Annotated in this window: 17 protein-coding genes; 8 read left to right on the top strand and 9 right to left on the bottom strand. The window is 66.0% G+C overall.

The features are described from left to right. Positions 1-279: 279 nt before the first annotated feature. The 3 genes from BWI15_RS00005 (at position 280) to BWI15_RS38585 (ending at position 2528) form a co-directional block, all read left to right on the top strand. The gene (locus BWI15_RS00005; RefSeq protein ID WP_083750472.1) at positions 280-915 is read left to right on the top strand and encodes an isochorismatase family protein; all 636 of its coding nucleotides are present in this window, start codon (positions 280-282) and stop codon (positions 913-915) included. Between the two features lie 353 nt (positions 916-1268). Next, the gene (locus BWI15_RS00010) at positions 1269-1769 is read left to right on the top strand and encodes a VOC family protein (RefSeq protein ID WP_077012155.1); all 501 of its coding nucleotides are present in this window, start codon (positions 1269-1271) and stop codon (positions 1767-1769) included. Positions 1770-1976: 207 nt separating this feature from the next. Next, positions 1977-2528 carry a peptidase inhibitor family I36 protein gene (locus BWI15_RS38585; RefSeq protein ID WP_143465333.1) on the top strand — a complete coding sequence of 184 codons (552 nt, stop codon included), beginning with the start codon at positions 1977-1979 and terminating at the stop codon, positions 2526-2528. Between the two features lie 709 nt (positions 2529-3237). Here the strand turns inward: BWI15_RS38585 and BWI15_RS00015 are convergent. Both BWI15_RS00015 and BWI15_RS00020 read right to left on the bottom strand, forming a co-directional pair. Beyond that, complete coding sequence (locus BWI15_RS00015; RefSeq protein ID WP_237771062.1) at positions 3238-3909, bottom strand: DUF4913 domain-containing protein; 672 nt, start codon at positions 3907-3909, stop codon at positions 3238-3240. Beyond that, positions 3906-5156, bottom strand: coding sequence for a type IV secretory system conjugative DNA transfer family protein (locus BWI15_RS00020; RefSeq protein WP_077012156.1), 1251 nt, complete (start codon positions 5154-5156; stop codon positions 3906-3908). Before BWI15_RS00020 ends, BWI15_RS00015 begins: the two co-directional genes overlap by 4 nt. A 335-nt stretch (positions 5157-5491) precedes the next feature. On the opposite strand from BWI15_RS00020, the gene BWI15_RS00025 reads away from it, so the two are divergent. Then, complete coding sequence (locus BWI15_RS00025) at positions 5492-6115, top strand: hypothetical protein (protein WP_077012157.1); 624 nt, start codon at positions 5492-5494, stop codon at positions 6113-6115. Positions 6116-6261: 146 nt separating this feature from the next. Then, entirely contained in the window at positions 6262-6639 is a 378-nt protein-coding gene (locus tag BWI15_RS00030) for a hypothetical protein (RefSeq protein ID WP_077012158.1), read from the top strand. A 54-nt stretch (positions 6640-6693) separates the two neighbouring features. Here BWI15_RS00030 and BWI15_RS00035 read toward each other — a convergent pair whose 3' ends face one another. Further along, positions 6694-6936 (bottom strand): hypothetical protein, encoded by a 243-nt coding sequence (locus tag BWI15_RS00035; protein ID WP_143465334.1) that lies wholly within the window; start codon positions 6934-6936, stop codon positions 6694-6696. A gap of 336 nt (positions 6937-7272) precedes the next feature. Then, on the bottom strand, positions 7273-7827 hold the full coding sequence (locus BWI15_RS00040) for a hypothetical protein (RefSeq protein ID WP_077012160.1): 555 nt from the start codon (positions 7825-7827) through the stop codon (positions 7273-7275). A 260-nt stretch (positions 7828-8087) separates the two neighbouring features. Between BWI15_RS00040 and BWI15_RS40665 the strand changes: the two genes are divergently transcribed. Then, positions 8088-8885: a DnaB-like helicase N-terminal domain-containing protein gene (locus tag BWI15_RS40665; RefSeq protein ID WP_237771063.1), complete on the top strand. Its 798-nt coding sequence runs from the start codon at positions 8088-8090 to the stop codon at positions 8883-8885. Between the two features lie 149 nt (positions 8886-9034). On the opposite strand, the gene BWI15_RS38590 is transcribed toward BWI15_RS40665, so the two are convergent. Further along, entirely contained in the window at positions 9035-9436 is a 402-nt protein-coding gene (locus BWI15_RS38590; protein ID WP_143465335.1) for a hypothetical protein, read from the bottom strand. Then, positions 9388-10080 carry an ATP-binding protein gene (locus BWI15_RS40670; RefSeq protein ID WP_441327520.1) on the bottom strand — a complete coding sequence of 231 codons (693 nt, stop codon included), beginning with the start codon at positions 10078-10080 and terminating at the stop codon, positions 9388-9390. Before BWI15_RS40670 ends, BWI15_RS38590 begins: the two co-directional genes overlap by 49 nt. Before the next feature lie 156 nt (positions 10081-10236). Between BWI15_RS40670 and BWI15_RS38595 the strand changes: the two genes are divergently transcribed. Beyond that, the gene (locus BWI15_RS38595) at positions 10237-10728 is read left to right on the top strand and encodes a hypothetical protein (RefSeq protein ID WP_143465336.1); all 492 of its coding nucleotides are present in this window, start codon (positions 10237-10239) and stop codon (positions 10726-10728) included. Beyond that, positions 10725-11273 (top strand): VanZ family protein, encoded by a 549-nt coding sequence (locus BWI15_RS00070; protein ID WP_083750473.1) that lies wholly within the window; start codon positions 10725-10727, stop codon positions 11271-11273. Before BWI15_RS38595 ends, BWI15_RS00070 begins: the two co-directional genes overlap by 4 nt. A 31-nt stretch (positions 11274-11304) precedes the next feature. Here the strand turns inward: BWI15_RS00070 and BWI15_RS00075 are convergent, their stop codons facing one another. The 3 genes from BWI15_RS00075 to BWI15_RS00085 all read right to left on the bottom strand — a co-directional run. Beyond that, entirely contained in the window at positions 11305-11658 is a 354-nt protein-coding gene (locus tag BWI15_RS00075; RefSeq protein ID WP_077012164.1) for a histone-like nucleoid-structuring protein Lsr2, read from the bottom strand. A 347-nt stretch (positions 11659-12005) separates the two neighbouring features. Then, complete coding sequence (locus BWI15_RS00080) at positions 12006-12230, bottom strand: hypothetical protein (protein ID WP_077012165.1); 225 nt, start codon at positions 12228-12230, stop codon at positions 12006-12008. 899 nt (positions 12231-13129) lie between these two features. Then, positions 13130-15500: tetratricopeptide repeat protein (locus BWI15_RS00085; RefSeq protein ID WP_237771064.1), on the bottom strand; the 2371-nt coding region annotated here is incomplete at its 5' end.

Below are 15500 nucleotides of genomic sequence, written 5' to 3' on the forward strand. Positions count from 1 at the left end.
CCGCCGCGTCCAGGATCGCGCGTCGATGCAGATCCAGGTTGCGGATACGCCGCGGCGGGGGCGGATCGGGAGACAGAGACACGGGGAAAAGCTACCAGCCGCACGCGGGCGGCTTCCTGGACACTGCCCAGCCGCGGAGATACATTGAGCACACTACTATCCAAGTGGTCATTAAGCTTTACTGGATCGTCACCTGGACTGGGTCGGCGCCGGTGCGCGGCCGTCGCGACCCAATCAGGATCCGCCAGACCGTCGGCGGCCACGCCCAAACTAGGAGAAATGATGGACATAGAGCGTCGCACCCCAGAGAACACCGCCATCGTGATGATCGACTACGTCACCGGATTCGCGAATGTCATCAGCTCCCAGACCATCCCGGAGAACGTTGCCGGTGGGCGGGCCCTGGCTCAAACGGCCCTGACCTTCGGGGTCCCCTTGGTCTTGACGATGGGGCCGAAGGACGACCCGCGGGGCGTGCTCTACTCTGAGATCGCCGCCGTGGTCGGAGACCATCCCATCGTGAACCGCGGCCTCTCCTTCGACTGCTTCGACGACGAAGGATTCGAGGCGGCGGTCGAAGAGACCGGACGAAACCACCTCGTGTTCGCCGGCCTCACTACGGAAGGCTGCATCACTCACACGATTCTCAGCGCGCTACGGCGTGACTACGAGGTGTCTCTGGTCGTGGACGCCACGGCGAGCGCCAGCCCCGCCGCACAGGCCGCGTCACTGGCGCGACTGGGTAGCTACGGCGTCACGATGACCACCTGGCTTGGCTTCGCCTCGGAGTTGCAGCGCACGTACGCCAACGAGGCCACCATCGCCGGCTTCCGCGAGATCCAGGCCAATCTGCCGGCATACGGGATGATGAACGAGTCGCTAGCCAACGTCCGCGAGATTCTCGGTTCGCGCTAGCCTGCCCACGCTGTCCGCGCGGCCTCGGTAGAACCAAGATGTACCTACTCAAACCGACGACGTGGACAGCACCCTGTTCAACGCAGCCGCGAGCTATCTGCGACCCGACCCACATCCGAAAGCCTGCGTCCGCACCACCCCGCTGAGACACCGACCGCCCGGGATGGGTACCTCCAGGCTGGGCGGTCGGCTCGGTAAGTCCACCAGGTGGGCGGCCATATCGTCCTCAGCGGGCCTATTCGCGGTGGACTGGGATCGCTTCCATAAGTAGCGCTCGCGAGGCTGCTCAGCCAATGCGTCGACGCCCCATCATCACCTGCATCTCAGCATGATCATCACACTGCAGGAGAACCATGAAAGCGCCAGTCCTCTCGGGCATTCACCACCTCAAGCTGCCGGTTTCCGACATTCCAGCAGGCATCGACTGGTTCGAACGGGCATTCGGGGCCCACCGCATCGAACGGTTCGACCATCGCGACGAGTCGGGAACACTCTTCGCGGTGATTTTGATGCTTCCGGGCCTCGACGTGCCGATCGAGCTTCGGCTGGCGCCCGCCGCGGCCGATGCGATCGTCGGGTATGACCCGGTGACCTTCGGTGTCCCCGACCGAGCGGTACTCGACGTCTGGATCGAGCACTTCGACGCAGTCGGGGTGGTGCACAGCCCGGTGATCTCCGGATTCATTGGGGACTTGGTCGAGCTGGTCACGCCCGACGGCCTCGCTCTCCGGCTGTACACAGATCCAGTGGGCGGGTTCGATGCCGTGGACTTTGCCCCGGAACGCGCGGACCTCGCGTCCGCGCACCTCACACATCGAATCATGCAGCCCCCGTACTCAAACGGCACGTTGTGAGGCCCGCACCGTCGCACCACCACGCGTGAAATTTCTGTCGCATTTCAGAAAATTGCTGCCGCACCAAGTTGGCAAACATTAGCCTTTCTAAGCAAGCAGCTTGGATGCAATTGACTACCCGTGAATGTTCCCGTAGCGTCAAGTGTGTTGTGGGGTCGGGACGCCGAATTGTCAACCCACAATACCGTGGCGCGCCGTGGATCTGCCATGCTCATCTTGATCGGCCATCGTCCGTGCGATCCATGCCGTTACGATTACTTGCCGATCGAATTCAGCGGTAACACCTCGACCCAAGGCGGAAACCAACAAGAGATGAAGGGCTTCAGAATGAAGAAACTAGCTAATGCCGCTCTTTGCGTCGGTACAGCAACGCTCTCCCTTTCGGCGATGGGAGGTACGGCGCAAGCCGTATCCTCATCCTCCACCGCCACCACCGCGGGCGTCCTCAACCTGTGCACTCAAGCAAACTTTGGTGATTGTGTTGATGCGGCAAACTCCTTCGACGCTGCTGGCCGTAACTTTGTCACTGTGTCAGACGCGAGGATTACCAATCGCCAGAATGACAGTATTTCATCCATTGCGAACTTCACAGGTGGGTCCATGTGTTTCTGGGCGGACCCGAATTTCAGCGGACGCAGCATCAGAATCGGGAACGGCGATAGCCAACCCGATCTCAACAATGCGGGATTTCCCGATGCCAGCAACCCCGGAAGCACTTGGAATCCCAATGACCAGATTTCGTCATGGAGGCCGTGCTAACTGACGATAGTTGGCGTCTTGAGGTCTACCAGGTTCGTACCACCTCGGATCAGGGGCGATGGACTCTGCGGTTCGCAAGGTCAGGACGGCTCGGGGCCCGGTTGAATCGCGGGCCATAGGTCAGCACGGCTGGTGGGGCAGGGTGTAGCGATGGCGAGGCCGAGCCCGATCGTCGGGATCGATCTCGACAACGCAGAAGTAACCGCAACGGCCACAGTGCTGATCGCCAGGCAGAAGGCGGCACCACCCATTCGTTTGGGGGTGCCGCCTTCGAATTCCGCGGAGGCAGCCGATCCGTTAGCCGACTGTGGTCCCATCAGGTCGGCGAGATAGAAGCCGCAGCGCGTGAAGGAGATGGTCGCCGAGCACCTGGTTGAGGCCGACGCCAACCCCCATTAGAACTCGTCTACGACTGGACCAATGCCTCCTGCCAGAAGGCTCGGTGCTTCTCGACGCCGAGCGACCTGGCCGAGCTCATCGCTGCGACGCTTTTCTCGGCCGACGACGCCAACGAACTGAAGCTGTGGCGATCCCGCCGGCGGCCGATCCGAGGGCGGCGACCTGACGCTGGAATGGCGATTCAGCAGTCCGGCTGAGAGTTACGAGATCCGACCTCTTGACGATCTTGCAAGTGCGGTGCTGTGGGCCCACTTCGTGAACGCCTCGCCCCCGGCGCCAAGCAGCTTTGTGGTTGACTCCATGACCGGTACTAGCTACTCGACATCGTGTGCCCGTACAGCGCCTCGGGCGGGTTGTCCCAGGGCAGCGGTTCGAGTTTGCCGTTGGTCTGGTGGCCTTCGGTGGTGCAGCCCTTGAAGGGTCCGTCGGGGTCGAGGATGCGGGCCATGTGGTGGTCGGCGTGGTCGCGCCACCACACGCTCATCCCGGTGCCGGGTTCGAGCCGCAGGGCTTCCCAGGACCGCCACAGCGCGTCGAGCCGGGCGGTGACTTCGGGGTGCTTCCACCACTGCTTGCACCAGGTGCGCCGGGCGGCGATCTCGCGCCGGTAGGCGCGCACGAGGAACTTCGAGACGAACTCGGGCAGGGACCCGTAGTACAGCTGCGGCTCGGCGTCCGCGGTGGCCTGGTCAGCTACCGCGTTGAGTTCCGCGTGGGCCGCTGCGGCGTCTTGTTCGAGCTGGTCGTCCTCGAGCTCGCGCAGCGCCTGGGTCACGGCACCGGCCATGCCCGGTACGACGGGCGCGGTGTAGTCGGTGGTCTCGTCGAGAAGGGCGGCGATCTGCGCGTCGGCGGCCTTGTTCAGCCGCGCGGTCAGGCGCCGTTTCGCGGCGGCGACGAGCAGCGCCTGGTCGACCAGCGCGTCGGCGATCCCGTGGGCGTCATCCGATGGCTGTTCCCATTCGGTGTCGGACAAGCTCACGAGGTCTCCCGTCGAGGCGGTAGCACCGCGGCCGCGGTGGTGTCGTCGATGCCGTACGGAACGGCCGCGGCGCCGGGGTCGTACCGGGCCAGGGAGGCGCGGATCTTTTCGGCGTACGGGCCGGCCATCCAGGGCACGGACCGGATCAGGGTCGCACGCGCCCCCGACGAAAACACGATCGCGCGCCCGGCCGGCAGCGCGGCGAGCTCGGCGACGTCGACGATCTGCTCGCGCTGCAGCTGGCGGCTGACCGAGGTGCCCTGTTTGCTGGTCGACGTCGACGAGCGCAGGCGTTCGTGGTCGCCGATGAGTTTGGACAGCCGGTCGAGGAAGGCGGCGTCGGAGACACCGCCGCCGTAGATGCGCCGGTTGGAGGCCGACCAGAGTTTCTCCATGCCGCGCTCGCCCCAGCAGTCCACGCCCTGGGCCCAGGACTGCAGGATCGTCATCAGCACGATCCCGCGGGAGCCGTAGTGGCTGTAGAGGTCGGGCAGGTCCTTCCATTTGCAGACGTTCGCGGCCTCGTCCAGGACGCCGATCATCGGGACGGGGAGCCGGCCGCCGGGGCAGGTGGTGGCGTAGTCCTCGGCGGCTTTGACGACCGCGACGGTGAGCGCGGTGACCAGCGGGCCGGCGTTGCCGGCACCTTCGCGCGACAGGCTGTAGAGGGTGCCGCCGCGGCGGACGAACTGATGCGGGTCGAACTCCGGCCGCGGGGTGGGGCCGGGGTTCACCCAGGCCGCGACCCGGCTGGAGCCCAGGCAGGTGGCCATCTGCTGCGCGGTGCCGAACACGCCGCCGCGCTGCCGCTCCGGAGCGGCGCGGACGGCTTCGAGGCCTTCGGCCATCGCGTCGTCGCGGTGCTCGCGCAGGATCTTCTCGGGCTGGGTGTTGTTCAGGTCGGTCAGCCACGAGTACACCCGGCTGACCGGGTGCCCACCGCGGGCCGCGGCGAGCAGCAGCGCGGCGAGCAGTTGCTGGCCGGCGCCGTCGAAGTAGGCATCGGAGCGGGCGCCGGTCTCGCGGGAGGCGAACGCGAAGTGCTGGGCGAGCTCGCGGGCGCGGTCGTCGTCGGTGACGTAGCTGAGCGGGTTCCACCACCAGGTCGCCGGCTCGGCGGCGACCTGCTGGGGGTCGAAGACCCACACATCGTCGTCGGCTTCGCGCAGGCCGCGGGTGGTGTCGAGGATGTCGCGCTTGTTCGAGGTGACGATCACCGCGCCGGGAGCGGCCGCGATCGACGGCACTTACCGGCCCACCTCCGTCATGATCGACGGACTCGACGGCAAACTCGGCGTACCGGTCGGCTAGCTGAAGAAGACCCACCGCGACCGCCCCGACCTGTTCGACGCCAACGTCAATGGCTGGCTGCACGGCAACCACGCGGATGTACCCGGCGACGACCGGTCGTTCCTCGTGCGGACCTTCCGAGGCGACCACGGGCCCGGTCTGGGCCGCGCGCTGCTGTCGGACAAGTTCAAGCTGATCGACAACCTCGACGCGCTGACCGCGACCCTCGACGGCGTCCGCGCCGCAGGCGTCCCGATCGACATCCGCGGCTGCGACCTGACCGAGTCCCCGCATGTACGTGCGGATCCAGGCCGAAGAGATCAAGGCCTACGCCCCCACCCTGCTCAAGGGCTACCGGTCTCCGTTCAGCGGCGCCAGCGGCGACGACAACCCCACCGTGTTCGCCGGATTCGTCATCTCCAACAGCGAGGTCGGAGCCGGAGCGTTCACCCTCACCCCGCAACTGATGGTCCAGGTCTGCGACAACGGGATGACCATCACCAAGGACGTACGCCGCGCCGTGCACGTCGGCAGCCGCATGGACGAAGGCCTCATCCAGTGGTCCGACGAGACCCGCGAGCAAGAGATCAACCTCATCCGGTCCCGCACCCGCGACGCCGTACGCACCTTCCTCGACGTCGGCTACGTCACCCGCCAGATCACCAAGCTGGAACAGATCGCAGGCAAGCCGCTCGACGGCGCCGCCGACGTCGTCCGGACCGTCGGCAAGAAGCTCACCTTCTCCGAGACCCACATCGACGGCGTACTCGACCACTTCATCAGCGGCGGCCAGCGCACCGCAGGCGGAGTCCTCCAGGCCGTCACCGCCTACGCCCAAGTGATCGCCGACGCCGACGTCGCCGCCAACATCGAAGCCCAAGGCATCCGGGCCATGGAACTCGCCGCCGCGATGTAACCGGCACCCCGGGCGCGGCCAACACAGGCCGCGCCACCGGCGGGCCGTGCGCCCGCGCGGGAGTCGGGTCCGCAGGGCATCGAGCCCGCAGACCCGAGCTGCCGCCCTCCCCAACCCATGCAATCCCGCGAATCGCCAATAGACCCATGACCAAGCAGGAACAGGAGAACCAAGTGAACAACCCCGCCTTCGAGGCCCGCCAGGACGAATTCGGCTGGTACATCTGGGACCTCACACTCGACGTGCTGGTCGGCTACTGGGGCGGCAAGAAAGAGGCCGAGGCCGAGGCCGCAGAGATGAACGGACAGGCCCCTGCCGCGAACCTGCGGATCTTCGAGGCCCGTTACTCCCCCGTGGGCTGGTACGTGCACGACCGCTGGACCGATGACATGGTCGGCGACTACCACGACGACCGCGAGTCCGCCGAGGCAAACGCCAAGGCGCTCACTGAGGAGGCCGGCCACGACATCCCCGAAGCGACGGCCAGAGGGTCCGAGCAGCACCAATCCCACTCGATCGAGTAGCAGTGCGTATGGTCGGCCCCGTCCGTAGCGAGGCCGACCCCTTCACGCTGTCTCTCAGTTACCGATCAGGGCGTGCAGACCTCCAGCGGTCGCAAGGGCGGTGATGCAAGCGGCGGCCAGGCCGCTCAAGACCCCGCTCGTGATCCCAACCCAGAGCTCGGTGGCTTCTGCAACGGCCACACCCGCAGAGATCCCCGCGGCGAGACCGGCCACCAGCCCTATCCCGACCGAGACCAGCGTGATCAGCAAGCTTCGTGCCGATATCAGCGGGGCTTTTCGATCGTCGTCTACGCTCATAGACGTACCTTTCAGACGGTTTGAACGCTGCTCTAAAGGTTCAAGGCGGCTCCCGTGCCAGCGGGGGCCGTCTTCTTTTCGAAGGCGGCCAAGGCCTTGAGGTGACACTCAACCGGCGGCGACTGCTACTTTCCACCCTTCCTTGCGCCCCTGATCGCTTCTCACGCTCACCAGCCTAGAGAGGGTTCCAACTGATCACGCACCGTAACCGATCCACCCTCGGGTCTGTGAAAACCCTCGCAGGAAGCCACCAACTACAAGCTGAGCGTGATCGACCCGGGCTAGAAGGAGTGAGACTCGGATCGGAACCGCAACCGCTCTGCGCCGCCTCTGGACCTAATCGTGGTCGCCATGACTCGCGCCCTCTCCCGACGAAACCGCTTTGGCTGGGTGGAAGATCCGCACGTACCAGCCGTGCCAGATCCTCATTGGAGCGTCGCGGAGGAAGCTGCTGATGAGCTGTGGGTGCTCCTCTTGAGGCCACTCGCTCAGGGCGTTGTCCACCTCCTCTTGCCAAAGCCTGCGGGCATGCGGCGGCAACATCAGGTCGGTCAGTGCAAGGAGGAACCGCTCCGTGCCGCCGCGCTGGCCGAGTTCAATCTGGCCGAGCTCGGTGGCTGCAGTCGCCTTGTCCTTGAAGAACACCACGACGCCTATGCGCCGGCGCGTACCGCGGCCCTCGCAGTTGGAGCAGGGGCGGGTCGCGTAGCTGAACAACGCGTCGTGGCGCTGGCCGGTGCCCCTGCAGCGGTTGCACTTGACATTCGGGTACATGGCTAGCGAGACGACGTAGGCGACGAAGGCGGCTGCCACCAGCAGAAGCAGCATCCCGGTCGTGCCGAGGGCCTCAGCAGGGCCGGTACCGCCGCTCCGCAGCACTAAGCGCACCATCAGACACCTCCGTCGGGGGCCAAGCCGCCGATCGCGTTCCTCTTCGGGCGTCGTGCCCCAGCCAGCGCTTCACTGGCCTTAGTAGCGCCGAGTCCAGTAAGCGCAAAGTACCGGCGCGGGCGCCGCCCGGCCGCATGAGCGACCTCCTCAGACTCTCTACGAGACGTCAGCCAGCCTTCAGCCTCGAGGCGCATCAAGATCGGCTGCGTGGTTCCCGGCAAGAGCCCCGTTTCCTCGGCGAGCTTCCGACCCCATGATTCGTGTGCTGGCTCACGCAGCAGGGCCTGGAGAACCATCTGTGTCTGGAGCGTCATCCGCATGTATGTATTCATACTAGGTATCGCCCCTCAGGGCAAGTATTAACTCTTACTAGCCTGTCCACTGGGGAATCGTGGATCGCCGACTGCATCGAGACGCTGCGCGGCACGGACTTCTACCGCCCGGCGCACGAGTCGGTCTACGACGCGATCACCGACCTGTACGCCCGCGGCGAGCCGGCCGACGCGATCACCGTCGCCGCCGAGCTGACCAAGCGCGGCGAGATGGCCCGGATCGGCGGCGCGCCGTACGTGCACACCCTGGTCGCCTCGGTCCCACTGGCCGCGAACGCCAGCTACTACGCGCACATCGTCCGGGAGAAGGCGATCCTGCGCCGCCTGGTCGAGGCCGGCACCAAGATCGTCCAGCTCGGCTACGCCGGCGAGGGCGAGGTCGACGACGTCGTCGACGAGGCGCAGGCCGAGATCTACCAGGTCACCGAGAAGCGGACCACCGAGGACTACGCGCCGCTGAAGGACATCATGGAGGGCGCCCTCGACGAGATCGAGGCGATCGACTCCCGCGGTGACGCGATGGTCGGCGTACCGACCGGGTTCACCGACCTCGACGAGCTCACCAACGGGCTGCCCAAGCTGCACGCCTGGAGTCGAGTCGGGGTCCTCAGTTGGCCAGAAGAAGCAGGTCAAGGTGATCGACAACGAGCAGTAGTACGACGAGATGCTGATCATCGACCTTCGGTACGCCGGCCGCCTGACAGCGGCCTCACAGCGCTGTCCTGACGGCCTCAAACGGGCGATCTAGGCCAACGTCTGCCCGGAAGTGGGGGCGAGACCGCGCACACTCTTCCTGCCGATCACAAGCTCGAGGCGACGTTAACCGTTCGGGGTGGCTTGACTCGGTACAGACGCTGATCCAGTGGCGGATCGCATCACCAGATGCGATACCGGCGTGAGGTCAGCGACGGCCCCACCGGCGCAACGGTGAGGCCGCCAACAACACCCACGGGAGAGGTGTGCATCGTGGACTGTACGATCCCAGATCGACAAGGGCGGTCGCCGTGCTGACCACCACTGTGATCCTCGCGTTGTCCGTCGCCGGGCTTGCTGGGCTGGCCCCCGTGATTGACCGGATCTTCTTCGGTGCCGCGATCCATCGCGCGATGAGCGCAACCAGCAAGGCTGACCGCGAGCACCGGATCCACGTCCTTGAGGTCGCCGGCAAGAACCGATTGCCGCGACCGATCGTCCTGCAACTGGGCCGTCAGCGCACCCGCGGCGGTGATCAGGGCGTCGAGGCTCCGCCGGACGAAACACCGCCACAAGAGGGCCACGGTGCGACCTGAACGACCGCGTCGTACCGGCGCCCCGATGCGGGCCGGCCCGGCGGCATTTGCTCGCTATCGAGCAGGTCGCGCTGGCGGACGAGTTCTTCGTCGACGTGGCTCAGTGCGTTCGTGCGTCCGTACCGTGCCGGCGGGGATTGCTCTTGCGGTAGCCGGGTTCTCTGCCGACAGCCGGTGAGCTCGGTGTTCGGCAAACGATCGTTTGTTGAGCGGGTGGACAGCGTCTCGTACGAGTCGACGGTGGTCTCGAAGACGTCCGGGACGCCGATCGTGAAGGACTGGGTGTAGGCCTTGCCACCCGTGCGGACGTCGACCTGCAGCCGGCTGGACAGCGCATTCACGACGGACACACCCACGCCGTGCAGACCACCGGACACCTTGTACCCGCCGCCGCCGAACTTGCCGCCGGCGTGCAGCACGGTCAGCACCACGGTGACGGCCGGCTTGCCCTCGGACTCGACGATGCCGACCGGGATGCCACGGCCGTTGTCGACGACGCGCACGCCGCCGTCGGGCAGCAGGGTGATGACGATCTTGTCGCAGTACCCGACGAGCGCCTCGTCGACCGCGTTGTCCACCACCTCGTAGACCAGGTGGTGCAGGCCCCGCTCACCGGTGGACCCGATGTACATGCCCGGCCGTTCCGGACCGCGTCGAAGCCCTGGATCGCGCTGTGTTTGTCAAGACAGATTGGGTTGCATGTTGTTGCAGTATCAACACATTGAGTTACATGCAGGCGCAATATAACGTTCAAGCGCTTACTCACCGCCCAAAAAGGAGTATCGCTAGTGAATGTCAAGCTTGGTCTCAAGTCGGCTCTAGCCGTACCGCTGGCTGCCGTCACCGTCCTGATCGTCGGCGCCGGGTCTGCGCAGGCCGCTACCAGTCCCAGCCCGTCGGTCACCCGCGCGCCGAACGTCATCCAGGCGGTGGGGCTTCCCTACACTATGCGGGTGACTGGATTGTCTGGTGGCAGTGGTGGCGTGCAGAGTCCCGTCTTCGCAACCAACTCCACCGGACAGATCTGCGTCGACCCCGCTCTGGGCAACGAGCGCGACGCTGACAGCGGCGTCAACAACAGCAACTTCCGGATCGAGGTCGTGAAGGACAACTCGATCAGCGACGAACTGCAGCGAACGATCCAGTTCACGCTTGGGAGCCAGCCCAAGTCGTGTGTTAGCGGCTTGACCACCAACCACAACTACTTCATCCGAGTCAAGAAGAACGTTTTCGTCTCAGGTCAGCTCATGGGCGGAACCGTGGCCATCAGCTACTCGTGATTCCAAGCAGCCTTGTTGTTCCGGCAGCCGTGGTGGCACTCGCGTTCCTTGCGTGGGTGCTGCTCCGGCTGGTCCGGCTCACCCAGCAACGCGACGTCGTGCGAGCTACCCGACTCGCTACCGTCTGTGGTGTGTTGTGGGTGCTCGGACTTTTGCTGGTGACCCTCGGAGGCAGGCCTCGAGATGCCACCGGATACGTGCTCTTCAACTGGGTCCCGTTCGCCACTCAGACCGCAGCGTCAACCTCCGAAATCGTTGTGAACTTCCTGTTGTTCATGCCAGCCGGGCTCCTCCTGCCGTGGATCGCGCGCCACGCTTCACGGCAACGGATCACCGTGGTCGCGCTGGTAGGTGCAGCTCTGATCTCCTCAATGATCGAAGTCCTGCAAACCTTCACTCCGCTAGGAACCGCGGGCGACTTCACAGACATCCTGCTCAACACCGCTGGCTGCACGATCGCGACGGTCCTCGCCTCGAACGTTTACTGGTTGATCTCCGAGCAGCCCGTGCGGTCATCAGTAGGAGCCAGACAACGCCTGCAATAGCGCCGGCGAGACCGCTACGAGGTCAGCTGAGCTACCTTCGAGCCGAACCTGATGAGTTGGCTGCGTCGAAGGCTTCCCGGATGTCTGCAGGGACCCGTCCGCGATCCTTGACCTCATAGCCGTTCGCGCGAGCCCACTCCTTCACAGTGCGAGCATCAGCACCGATGGTCGAGCGGGTGACTTTCTTGCCTCGCCTGTTCCTGATCGGCCGCGCCGCTTCGACGTAGGCAGCCAGCACCTTGCGGAGCGCCGCGGCGTTCCTGGTACTGAGGTCGATCTCGTACGAGCTACCGTCGAGCCCAAAGGTCACGGTCTCCCCCTTGCCGGCAGGAAGATCGCTGCCGTCGAGATCATCCGTAAGCAGGATCTCTACTCTCTGAGCCACTAGTCGCCTCTCCAAGTGAACGATGCACTAGTGCGCAGCATTGCGCACTGACGCGCCGCAGGGGCGGATCGACACCAATGCAGCACGGCTCCCTCGTCAACCCAACGACCGCACGATCACCCCGCGAGACCCCAGGTCGGAGCAAGCTGCTCAAAGACCCGCCATGCTGCGCCGCCCCGCCGACGACACAACCCGGCGCGCGAGGTCCTGAAAGAAGCCGCCGGCCGTGGCCGAGGCAGCGGAGACGGGGACGCCGAAAAGTAGCCGTCCTGGTTGCTCCGTCGACCGCGGCGATGATCTTGCACCTGGTCTATCGAGCATGACTTGCTCCTAAGACGCCGTCGCCGTCATTTGTTCTCGGAGTGGCTCTCGCTCTGGAGCGCGCCATTGGGATCCTGCGGCCACAGGAACGACTTGGCGATCGGCGCAGCGGCCCCGATGGCCTCCAGCGAGCCGGAGGCCCGGTACACGTCGCGGACGAACCTGAGCCACAAGGCCCAGCCGACGAGGCGGCAGACGGCCACAACGGCGACGGCCGCCGCGGCGCAGACGAACGGCAGGACAGCGAGCACAGCAAGTCTCCACTCCTCACAGGCCCGGACTGCGAGACTTGGTCGACTCGGTAGTGCTTCGTTTCAGGTGGGGTCCAGCTCGTCAGGGTCGAGGCAACGACCGATCCTTCCCGCTCCGGTGCCGGGCTTGCCGAACCCAACTCCGGCAGACACTGCGAGCGCTCAGACCACACTGACGTTCTCTGAAACTTCGGGCTGAACGTATCCGCTCAGCCCGCCGGCCACGGCCTGGGCCGCAACCGGCTCGCAGTCTAGGACATCTCCCCGCACCGACACGCCGGTATCGACCCGGGCGAGCGTGCCGATCGAACCGACTGTGCAGGAGAGTCCGTTGGCCAAGCAGGCCGCCGCGATCGCCCGCCATGCGGGTCGGGGGCGAAGACGCGACCTCAACTGCCAGCGGATCCAGCCGCACTCTGGGATCAGCCCGATCGGAACCGGCGTCGACGCTGCCGAAGCCCGTTGGGGTTTGCAATCTCATCGAACTGGGTTCGGATCCATGAAACCCGTCAGATCACCACGAAAGCACGATTTTGTGACGTTGCTGGAGACGCAAAGGAGCAGTCGCTGGCCGAGTTCATGGTCAGGCTCCAGCGATTGTTCACCAACGCATGCATGTCTTCCCATGACAAGGCGGCTGGGCCAACCCCGGGCGCCTCGCTGTCAGAAGTCTCAGGTTGCGGTGAGCCCTGGCGAGCCGATCGCCGCCGCCGACTAGTTGACCGCGTCGAAGAGAACCGCGGTGAACGGGGTCGCTCAGTCGGATCGCTGGGCGAGGTTGTGGCTTCCTGGTGTCGCCCGGGGCTCAACTCCGGTAGTTGACCTCGTACCCATTGGCTCGGGCCCCGCTCCTCACAGCGCGGGCGACTCCCATATGCGACCACGAGACGACGGTCCTCCTAGAGCCAGGGCTCCGCTACTTGACCATCATCGGCGAGTCCGAATTTCCGCAGTTGGTCTGCTCCGATGGCGTCGCCAGCTTGTTCAAAGACCTCGGTCAACCCACTCAGCGCATCGGGATCACCGCAGTCGGCAGCTTGGCGGTACAAGCGTTCGGCGGCTGGATGGTCACCGACCTGCATACGCAACCTGGCTAGTTCGTTCAGCGCGGCAGTGTTGCCGTGGTTGGCGGCTTCGCGGGCGAAGCGTTCGGCGCCCGGCTGGTCGCCGGCCTCCGCGCACAACAGGGCCAGTTCTCTCAGCGCACGGCGGTCGCCACCATCGGCGGCTTCGCGGTACAGCCGTTTGGCGCCCGGCTGGTCGCCAGCCTCGTGGCGCGCCTGTGCAAGCTCCAGCAGTATGTAGGTCTGGCCGTGGTTGGCGGCTTCGCGGGCGAAGCGTTCGGCGCCCGGCTGGTCGCCGGCCTCCGCGCACAACAGGGCCAGTTCTCTCAGCGCACGGCGGTCGCCACCATCGGCGGCTTCGCGGTACAGCCGTTTGGCGCCCGGCTGGTCGCCAGCCTCGTGGCGCGCCTGTGCAAGCTGCCGCAGTGTGTAGGTGTGGCCGTGGTTGGCGGCTTCGCGGGCGAGGCGTTCGGCGACCTGCTGGTCGCCAGCCTGCATGATTGGCACCACTAGCTCCCGCAGCGCGTTGGTGTGGCCGTGGTCGGCGGCTTCGCGGGCGAAGCGTTCAGCGCCCGGCTGGTCGCCAGCGATGTGGCACAGCCAGGCCAGGTTTCTCAGCGCGTCTTTGTCGCCGCGGTCGGCGGCTTCGCGGGCGAGGCGTTCGGCGCCCGGCTGGTCACCAGCCTCGTGGCGCGCCTTTACAAGCTCCAGCAGTGTGTAGGTGTGGCCGTGGTCGGCGACTTCGCGGGCGAGGCGTTCGGCGCCCGGCTGGTCGCCAGCCTCCGCGCGTTGCACTGCTAGTTTGTGCAGCGCGTTGGGGTGGCGGTGGTTGGCGGCTTCGCGAGCCACGCGTTCAGCGCCCGGCTGGTCATCGGCTCGCATGCGCAGCTCTGCTAGTTCCAACAGCGCCTCGATGTAGCCGCGGTTGGCGGCTTCGCGGTACAGGCGTTCGGCTCCCGGCTGGTCATCGGCTCGCATGCGCAGCTCTGCTAGTTCCAACAGCGCCTCGATGTAGCCGCGGTTGGCGGCTTCGCGGTACAGGCGTTCGGCTCCCGGCTGGTCACCGGCTCGTAGACGTAACACCGCCAGCTGCCGCAGCGCGTAGTTGTCGCCGCGGTCGGCGGCCTCGCGGTACAGGCGTTCGGCGCTTGGCTGGTCGCCGGCCTGCATGCACAGCGCCGCCAGTTCTTTCAGCGCGTATTTGTCCCCGCGGTTGGCGGCTTCCAGGGCGAGGCGTTCAGCGCCCGGCTGGTCACCAGCCTTGTGACGCGCCTCTGCAAGCTCCCGCAGTGTGTAGGTCTCGCCGCGGTCGGCGACCTCGCGGGCGAAGCGTTCGGCACCCGGCTGGTCACCAGCCTCGTGGCGCAGCCTGGCCAATTCGTGCAGCGCGTAGGGGTGCCCGTGGTCGGCGGCTTCGCGGGCGAGGCGTTCGGCTCCCGGCTGGTCACCGGCTCGTAGACGCAGCACAGCCAGTCTTTGCAGCGCGTCGGTGTAGCCGCGGTCGGCTGCCTCGCGGTATAGGCGTTCGGCTCCCGGCTGGTCACCGGCCCGTAGACGCAGCACAGCCAGTCTTTGCAGCGCGTCGGTGTCGCCGCGGTCGGCTGCCTCGCGGTACAGGCGTTCGACGCTCGGCTGGTCGCCGGCCTGCATGCACAGCACCGCCAACTGCCGCAGCGCGTGGTTGTCGCCGCGGTTGGCGGCTTCGCGGGCTACGCGTTCGGCTCCCGGCTGGTCACCGGCTCGCATGCGCAGCTCCGCCAGTTCGTGCAGCGCGTTGGTATCGCCGCGGTTGGCGGCTTCGCGGTACAGGCGTTCGGCGCCCGGTTGGTCACCGGCTCGCATGCACAGCACCGCCAACTGCCGCAGCGCATAGTTATCGCCGCTGTCGGCAGCTTCGCGGGCCACGCGTTCGGCTCCCGCCTGGTCACCGGCTCGCATGCGCAGTTCCGCTAGTTTGTGCAGCGCGTTGGTGATGCCGTGGTCGGCGGCTCCGCGGTACAGGCGAGCGGCACGTTGGAATCGTCCACGGGTACGGGCCGCAGCTGCGAGCTCAATGAGAATGTGAGGATCGCTGCCCTCAGCGGCGGCGGCCCAAAATGTGCCGGGTGGGTAGTAGCGGGCACGTTCGCTGCGTACCTGTTGTTCGACGTAGTCGGACAACCGCAGACCAGCCTCGTCGATGGACTCACCCGGCAGCGATCTTCGG

The sequence above is a fragment of the Kribbella sp. ALI-6-A genome (assembly GCF_001984195.1).
Taxonomy (GTDB): domain Bacteria; phylum Actinomycetota; class Actinomycetes; order Propionibacteriales; family Kribbellaceae; genus Kribbella.